Origin of the sequence: uncultured Faecalicoccus sp., assembly GCF_944327125.1 — a bacterium.
Lineage (GTDB): Bacteria > Bacillota_I > Bacilli_A > Erysipelotrichales > Erysipelotrichaceae > Faecalicoccus.
Genome location: NZ_CALVGO010000059.1, coordinates 1 through 8,006 on the forward strand (window position 1 = coordinate 1; position 8,006 = coordinate 8,006).

Annotated in this window: 9 protein-coding genes and 1 pseudogene; 9 read left to right on the plus strand and 1 reads right to left on the minus strand. The window is 43.6% G+C overall.

The annotated features are described in order from the left end of the window. Window positions 1-188 (minus strand): annotated as a pseudogene (locus Q0K03_RS06500) (hypothetical protein); the annotation flags it as partial. A 201-nt stretch (window positions 189-389) separates the two neighbouring features. Here Q0K03_RS06500 and rpmE point away from each other — a divergent pair. The 9 genes from rpmE to Q0K03_RS06545 all read left to right on the plus strand — a co-directional run. Next, window positions 390-608, plus strand: coding sequence for a 50S ribosomal protein L31 (rpmE, locus tag Q0K03_RS06505; RefSeq protein WP_297238912.1), 219 nt, complete (start codon window positions 390-392; stop codon window positions 606-608). A gap of 52 nt (window positions 609-660) precedes the next feature. Further along, window positions 661-1,836, plus strand: a complete 1,176-nt coding sequence (locus tag Q0K03_RS06510; RefSeq protein WP_297238913.1) for an aminotransferase class I/II-fold pyridoxal phosphate-dependent enzyme — start codon at window positions 661-663, stop codon at window positions 1,834-1,836. A gap of 76 nt (window positions 1,837-1,912) precedes the next feature. Continuing rightward, window positions 1,913-3,061 (plus strand): helicase-related protein, encoded by a 1,149-nt coding sequence (locus Q0K03_RS06515; RefSeq protein ID WP_297238914.1) that lies wholly within the window; start codon window positions 1,913-1,915, stop codon window positions 3,059-3,061. Next, window positions 2,992-3,687, plus strand: a complete 696-nt coding sequence (locus tag Q0K03_RS06520) for a hypothetical protein (RefSeq protein WP_297238915.1) — start codon at window positions 2,992-2,994, stop codon at window positions 3,685-3,687. Before Q0K03_RS06515 ends, Q0K03_RS06520 begins: the two co-directional genes overlap by 70 nt. A 24-nt stretch (window positions 3,688-3,711) precedes the next feature. After that, window positions 3,712-4,929, plus strand: coding sequence for a hypothetical protein (locus Q0K03_RS06525; RefSeq protein WP_297238916.1), 1,218 nt, complete (start codon window positions 3,712-3,714; stop codon window positions 4,927-4,929). Between the two features lie 82 nt (window positions 4,930-5,011). Beyond that, on the plus strand, window positions 5,012-6,001 hold the full coding sequence (locus Q0K03_RS06530) for an NTP transferase domain-containing protein (RefSeq protein ID WP_297238917.1): 990 nt from the start codon (window positions 5,012-5,014) through the stop codon (window positions 5,999-6,001). A 59-nt stretch (window positions 6,002-6,060) separates the two neighbouring features. Continuing rightward, complete coding sequence (locus Q0K03_RS06535; RefSeq protein WP_297238918.1) at window positions 6,061-7,014, plus strand: ribose-phosphate pyrophosphokinase; 954 nt, start codon at window positions 6,061-6,063, stop codon at window positions 7,012-7,014. Further along, window positions 7,014-7,367 carry a Spx/MgsR family RNA polymerase-binding regulatory protein gene (locus tag Q0K03_RS06540; protein WP_297238919.1) on the plus strand — a complete coding sequence of 118 codons (354 nt, stop codon included), beginning with the start codon at window positions 7,014-7,016 and terminating at the stop codon, window positions 7,365-7,367. The genes Q0K03_RS06535 and Q0K03_RS06540 overlap by 1 nt, the downstream gene beginning before the upstream one ends. Before the next feature lie 115 nt (window positions 7,368-7,482). Then, the coding region (locus Q0K03_RS06545; RefSeq protein ID WP_297238920.1) for a DUF4143 domain-containing protein at window positions 7,483-8,006 on the plus strand (524 nt) is incomplete at its 3' end.

Consider the following 8,006-nt stretch of genomic DNA (forward strand, 5'->3'; position numbering starts at 1 on the left):
ATGTTGCGGTTTTCATGGACAAAAGCGGCTTTGCCCCGGGTCTTATAAGAGTTGATCATGCGGTTGACGTGACGGACAGAACAGTTCAGTTTTACGGCTGCCGCTTTTTTGTTTCCGTTTTTATCGACCAGATTCTTGATAATGTCATATTTGAATTGTTCGTTCATTCTTAAAGTTACCTTTCTCAAAACGCTACCTCCTTGGATAAGGAAGTATTATACCACTTGGGACATAATCATTTTCTTTACATTAGGACATTATCATTTTCGATTCAGATTTCAGGTCAGGAAATATTAGAAAACGCCTTGAATTTCGTTAAGGTTCATGATATTATTCTTGCGCACTTACTTTAAACTCAACAGTAGTTTAAGGCGGAAGGAGGATACGACATGAAACAGGGAATTCATCCAGAATACCATCGTGTTAAATGTATCTGTACATCTTGCGGAGCTGAATTCGAAACAGGAAGTACGATCAAGAAAGATGAAATGCGTGTAGATACTTGCAGTAACTGTCACCCATTCTTCACAGGTCGTCAGCGTTTTGCGGCTGCTCAGGGACGTATTGAGAAGTTTAACAAGAAATATGGTCTGAAAAACGGACAATAAGTGATACAATAAAACAGCGGAAACGCTGTTTTTTTTAAAGGAGAAAAGAATAATGAAGATTCAGTCAAAACGAATGGATGTCTTTCAGCCTTCGATCTTCACAAAGCTGAAATTGATGAAATTGGACTATACCAAAAGAACGAATAAGAAGACCATCGATTTTTCGGTGGGTTCACCCAATATCGCACCAGAACCTTCGATCATGAAAGTGATGCAGGAGGCGGTGCTGGTACCGGAAAACTATAAGTATGCCATCAACGAACTGCCGGAAATGAAAAGCGCGATCCATGACTGGTATCAAAATCGCTATGGTGTCCAGCTGGAAGAAGATGAAATGATTTGTCTTCAGGGATCGCAGGAAGCCCTAAGCACTTTGTTTCTGGCCTTGTGTGATCAGGGGGATATCGTTCTTGTACCCGATCCGTACTATCCGATCTTCAGTGACGGACCTAAGATCGCCAACGCCACAGTGGAATATATGCCGCTCCTGGAGGAAAACGACTATTTGATCGATTTTGATTCAATCGATCCGGAAATCGCCCGAAAAGCGAAGATGATGATCGTATCGTATCCAAACAATCCCACTTGTGCGATTGCCCCGGATTCTTTCTATGAAAAGCTGATTGCCTTTGCGAAGAAATACGAGATCATCGTTTTGCACGACAATGCCTATAGTGAACTGGTCTTTGACGGCAAGATCGGAAAGAGCTTTTTATCTTTTGATGGCGCCAAGGATATTGGGATCGAGCTGAATTCTTTTTCCAAGACTTTCGGTATGGCCGGGGCCCGTTTAGGGGTCATGGTCGGAAACAAAGAGATCATCCGTGTATACAATACGTTAAAGTCCAATATGGATTACGGCATCTTTTTGCCGGTGCAGTATGCCGGTATCGAAGCCCTGCGTCATGGCGGAAAAGGAATCAAGAGCACGTGTCAGGCTTATCAGGATCGGCGCGATCTTTTGATGGAAGAATTTAAAAAGGCGGGATGGATGATCCCGAAAAGCCCGGCCACGATGTTTGCCTGGGCCAGGATCCCGGAATCTTATAAAGACTCTCTGGATTTTACAGTGGATCTCTTGGAGAAGACTGGAATCGTCGTTACCCCGGGACAGGCTTTTGGCCAGCAGGGAAAACGCTATGTTCGTCTGGCTCTGGTCCAGGATAAGGAAGCCATCATTGAAGCCGGTCTTCGACTTCAACAAGCGGATATTTTCAAAAATAAATAATCAGAAAACCAGGACAACCTGGTTTTTTTATACACATTTTTTCATAAATCTTTGAAAATTGTACGTATATATCAATATGAAATGTCCAAGATGCCAGAATGAAGATCCACGTTTGTTTGGATACGACAAAGGAACGTATTATTGCCGCAAATGCATCGCCTTTTCCCGTGTCAACATCGGAGATACGATTGCGCCCTGTGTATTGTCGCATCGCGTTTGGAAAGGACATCCTTCTTTGGAGTATGAACTGACAAAATATCAGAAAGCCTGTTCTTTACAGGCGCTGAAGATTCTTCAAAGCGGCAAAGATGTCTTTGTGTATGCCGCTGCCGGAGCAGGAAAGACAGAAATCACGTTTGAGAGTATCTGTGCGTATTTAAGTCAGGGAAAGAAAGTCTGTTTTGCGATCAGCCGCCGTCAGGTCGTGCTGGAGATTGCCGCACGTCTTCGCAAAGCTTTTCCTGAGCTGAGCGTGGTGGAAGTGGCCCAGGATTATACTTCCATCACCGATGCCGATCTGATCGTTTGTACGATGCATCAGCTTTACCGATATCCTTATGGATTCGATCTGTTGATCCTCGATGAAGTGGATGCCTTTCCCTATGCGGGCAACGATCTGTTGGAGAAGCTTGTGGAGCTCAGCTGCAAGGGGCAGAAGATGTATTTGAGCGCCACGCCTTCTTTGTCCATGTTGGAACAGATGGAAAAGAAGACGATGGAAGTGGTTCAGCTGTTTCAGAGACCGCATGGAAAACCGTTGATCGTACCCCAAGTCAAAGAAGGCTCTCTTTTTAGACAGCTGATCCTTTTGTTCTGGTTCTGCGTAAAGTGCATCCGTGCCCATAAACAAGTTCTGGTCTTTGTGCCGAGAAAAGAAGACTGTGCCTGGCTTTCTTTTCTGTTGAACCGTTTTTTTAAGGCTAGAGGGATCCATTCTCAGACAAAAGAAAAAGACGAACTTCTCGATCGGTTTCGAAACAGGGAGCTTGATATTCTGGTATGTACGACGCTTTTAGAACGAGGGATCACGATTGGAAGCGTCCAGGTGGCCGTATTGGAAGCTCAGCATGCCGTCTTTACCACCGCCAGTCTGATCCAGATCTTTGGCCGAGTGGGCCGAACCTTCAAAGATCCGTATGGGAAAGGAGTGTGCCTATGCCGTTATGCCAGTCCATCGGTTCGTCAGTGCGTTCGTATATTAAGGCAAATGAACGACTCTGTCTGATCTGTAATGAATCCCTGGATACGATCCACAGTTTGATGGACCTGTCGGTTTTTCCCTCTTTTCTTTGTGCCTCGTGCCGATCAAAATTGAAGCTTCATCAAAAGATCTATACAATCGATGGATTACAGTGGCATGTCCTTTATGAATATGATGAATTCTTAGAACGTTTGTTTTTTCGCTATAAGGAACAATGCGATATTCTATTGGCTCCGGTGTTTTTGGAAGCGATCCAGGATTCGATCGATCGTTTTCAAAAGTTTACGGTCTGTACTTTATGTTCATCCAATGAAAAATATATGCATAGAGCCTTTGATCCTTTAAAGGAAATCTTTTTATCCTGGAACATCCCAACCCAGAGCCCTTTCTATAAACGAAAAGATCATAAACAAAGTCAGCTGTCTAAAGATCAGCGTCAACAGGTATTCAAGGTTCTTCGAAAAAAGGAGCATTACTTTCTGAACTCGAAAAATATTTTGTTGGCGGACGATGTATGCACGACAGGTTCTACTTTGCGGGCTGCCGTTTCATTGGTTTTGCCTCAATATGTGTTTGTTCTTTCAGCCCATCCATTATGGATCGAGGACCATCGGCAAATGGTGGTAGAAAAAAAGGGCCTGTTTTGGTAGAATGAAACAAAAGGGGAGTTATTTATGGCAGATAAAAAGGCAAAAGATGAGATTTCCAGATTGTTGGATTCCTATCAGGAAGACGATGCCCTGGAAGTAAAAATGGAGGGGTTTGCCGCCAGAAAACGAACACAGGCAAAGAAATATCAGGAGCCGGTGGAAATCAAGGAATCCGATCGATTGAATGATACCGTTGTGATATCGGCAAAAGATACAAAGCGAGATCAGACAATGATGTTTGATCCAGATTATATTGAAGAAGAACAAGACAGCTCCAATAAGACCGTTGTGATCGATGACAATGAGATCCAGTCTTTACTCGAGGAAGAAGGAGCGCCTAAACTTAGACGAGAAGTGGTCTCGAAATCAAGACCGCCCAAAAAAGCAGGGCATAAAAAGAAAAAAGGGTTAAGCCCGGGAGCCATTGTAGGAATCGTTGTGGCGGTTGTTGTCGTACTCGGATTGATAGGATTTGGCGTGTATTCTTTCTTGAATCCTTCTTCTCAAGAGCCAAAGACCGAAGAAACCACAAAGGCCCAGGAACGGGCCTATGACCGGATCATTGAGTGGATCGACGGCGTTTTTGATGAGGATTATTCCGATATCGTGGATTACGAAAAAGATTACAATTCTTTGACCAAGAAGCAGAAGCGGGAATTGAACCGTTATTTCGAAGATGTTACAGGATCTACCTTTGACGAACTTCTTGCCAAGGAGAAATCGGGAGATAAAAAAGATTCTTCCAATAATAACGCAAAGATTGCGGAATTAAAGGCGCAGCTTTCGTCTTTGAACGATCAGCTGACCCAGGCTCAGTCCACTTTGCGCAGTGCCAACGAGGATCTGACGGCAAGACAGAATGAATATGATCAGCTCAATACGCATTATCAGGAAGCGGTCGAAGCCAATAATGAAGTGCTCAACATCCAAAATGAAATGAGCGCCATGGAGACAAGACGCCAGGAATTGTTAAACAAGCAGGCAGAACAGACGATCACGCAGGAAGAGCTGATCGAACTCAATAACATTTATGCAGAATGGCCAGAACTCAATGACCAGCTGGAACAGGCACAGAAAAAAGCTAACAACTATCCAGATCTAAATACGCTTCAAACACAGATCAATTCAGCTTCTGCGGCGGTAACGAATGCACGGGCGGCTGTCAATGATGCCCAGAGCACGGTGGATCAGCTGACATCTTCCATTCGTGAAGTAGAACATCAAATCGAAGCCTTGGACTAAAAAGGGTGAAAACCCTTTTTTTTCTTTAACTGTCACTTGATTTTTGTTATGATGTTACATAGTGAATAAGGATGGTGGTCGCATGCGCAACGCGATTATTATGGCAGCAGGAAAAGGAACCCGGATGAAATCAACCTTGAGCAAGGTGATGCATCCCATCATTGATCGGCCGATGATCGGATATATTATCGACGCTTTAAAAGCTGTCCATGTGGAAAGGATCATGATCGTGGTCGGTTATCAGGCCCAGACGATCATGGAGGCGTATCCGGAATGTGAATTTGCCTTACAGGAACCACAGCTGGGAACCGGACATGCGATCATGCAGTGCAAAGCGTTAAGCGATGCCGATGGAGATACCTTGATCATCAATGGCGATGGTCCCTGCATTCAGCCGGAAACTTTGGAAAGACTTTTTGAAGCCAACAAGGATGCCTCTTTAACCCTTCTGACTTCGGTCTTGGACCAGGGAGCGCATTATGGCCGGATCATTCGAAATGAACAAGGCAATGTGGTTTCCATCGTTGAAGCCAAAGACTGTACACCGGAACAGCTGGAAGTCAAAGAAATCAATGCAGGAATGTATTGTTTTAATAATAAAGATCTTTTTGATCATATTGATTCTTTACAATGTGAAAATGCCCAGCATGAATATTATTTGACCGATATGGTCAAGATTCTTTCAAATCTGGGAAAGAAAGTAAACGGACTGGTCATTGAAGACCGTGATGAAGTCATGGGAATCAATGATTGTATTGAGTTATATCATGCGTATGCATGGATGCGGGATAAGATCAACACCGGATGGATGAAACAAGGCGTTCAAATTGTTGATCCCAACCGCACAGTGATTGGAAAAGATGTTCAGATCGGACACGATGTTTTGATTTATCCCAATGTGGAAATCTTGGGAAAGACGGTTATTGAAGATCATGTCACGATCCTTCCCGGATCGTTTATCGAAGACGCAGTCATCGGTCAAGGTGCCGTGATTGATTCAAGTAAGGTGGTTGGTACAAACGTCAAAAGTCAGGAAAAAGTAGGGCCAATGACGTTTATCCATTCAGGATAACCACTGTCGAAAGTTTTTAGTCAGAAAAAAATCAAGAGAAGGAAAGGGTAAGAACAATCATGGAAAATACTATTGTTTTTGGATTATCATCCAGTGAGCATTTAGCAGAAGAGATTTGTAAAGAATTAGGTTTACCGTTAGGAAAAAGTAAAGTCAATCACTTTTCGGATGGAGAAGTGTTGGTTGAGTTAGGAGAAAGTGTTCGTGGAAAACACGTATATTTTATTCAGAGTACCAATTGTCCGGTCAATGACAATTTAATGGAGATCTTGATCGGTATCGATGCCTGCAAGCGTGCCAGTGCTGCCAGTATCAACTGTGTGATCCCTTATTTTGGATATGCCCGTCAGGACCGCAAGGCAAAACCTCGTCAGCCGATCTCAGCCAAACTGGTAGCCAGTTTATTAGAGAGAGCGGGAGCCAGCCGTGTGGTAACGGTGGATCTTCATGCCAACCAGATCCAGGGATTCTTTGATATTCCCGCTGACGATATCACAAGCATGGGCTTGATTGGAGATTATTTCAATCATAAAGAAGGCCTGACCGATCCGGTTGTGGTCAGTCCTGATCATGGAGGAACCGTGCGTGCCCGTAATTTAGCGGATATCTTAGGCGCACCGGTTGCGATCATTGACAAACGCCGCCCAAGACCCAATGTTGCGGTTGCGATGAACTTGTTGGGAGATGTCAAAGATAAAACAGCGATTCTGATCGATGATATGGTCGATACGGCCGGAACTCTGGTCACGGCGGTGGAAATGTTGAAGAAACAGGGAGCTAAAGAAGTATATGCTGCCTGCAGCCACGGTGTATTATCCGGACCGGCAATCGATCGCTTGAAAAACAGCGGATTAAAGGAATTTGTCTGCACCGATACGATCGATCAGACAGAAAACCAGAAGAACTATCCAAATCTTGTCGTGCTTTCGATCGCACCTTTGATCTCAGCGCTGATCCAGGCTGTTGAATCCAATTCTTCCTTGAGCACGGCCTTGGCGCACGCGTTTGAATAATGAAGACGGTATTTATCGGTTATCCGCCGTGCTCCACTTGTAAGAAGGCGTATCAATACCTGGAGCAACTGGGGATCCATGCCGAATATCGAAACATCAAAGAAGACAATCCGACCAAAGAAGAGATCAAAGACTGGATCTCTAAAGGGATTTCTTTAAATCAGCTTTTTAATACCAGCGGAATGTTGTATCGCGAATGGAACATGAAAGAAAAGCGGTTAACGCTGTCGGAGGAGGAGTTGATTGAACTTCTTTCTCAGAATGGTATGTTGGTCAAACGTCCGATCGTGATCCAGGGCGATACAATCATAGTCGGTAAGAAAGAAAAGGAATACGAAAAATTAAAAGATTAAACTGCCAGATGATTTTGGCAGTTTTTTTGACTTGGATTGACTGATATGTTGGAAGTATAATTACAGAAAAATGTAAAAGGTTGCAAAAATCCTTCGCAAAGGGGGTTATTGATCGGTGAAGAAATCTAAAATAACGGCCAATACCATTAAAAAGTATTTGAATTCTTTTGAAGATTCATTCCTGATCGAATCGGCCCAGCGATATGACATTAAGGGCAAGGCATATATTGAAACACCAAAAAAATATTATTTCTCTGACCTTGGGCTTCGCAACGCAAGAATTAACTTTCGTCAGTTTGAACAGACCCATTCCATGGAAAATGTGATCTATAACGAACTGCGTATGCGCGGTTACAGTGTGGATGTAGGCGTTGTACCTGTTGTGGAAAAAGATCAAAACGGAAAAGTAATTCGTAAGCAGCTGGAAGTGGATTTTGTGTGCAATCTAGGTTCTTCCAGATACTATATTCAATCGGCCTATGCACTGCCTGATGAAACAAAGCGAGCTCAGGAAGTCAGACCGTTTAGAAAGATTGATGATTCTTTCAAGAAAATCATCATCACCATGGACATGGTGCCAAGCCAATATGATGAATATGGTATCCTGACCATAAACATCTATGATTTTTTGCTTGATTC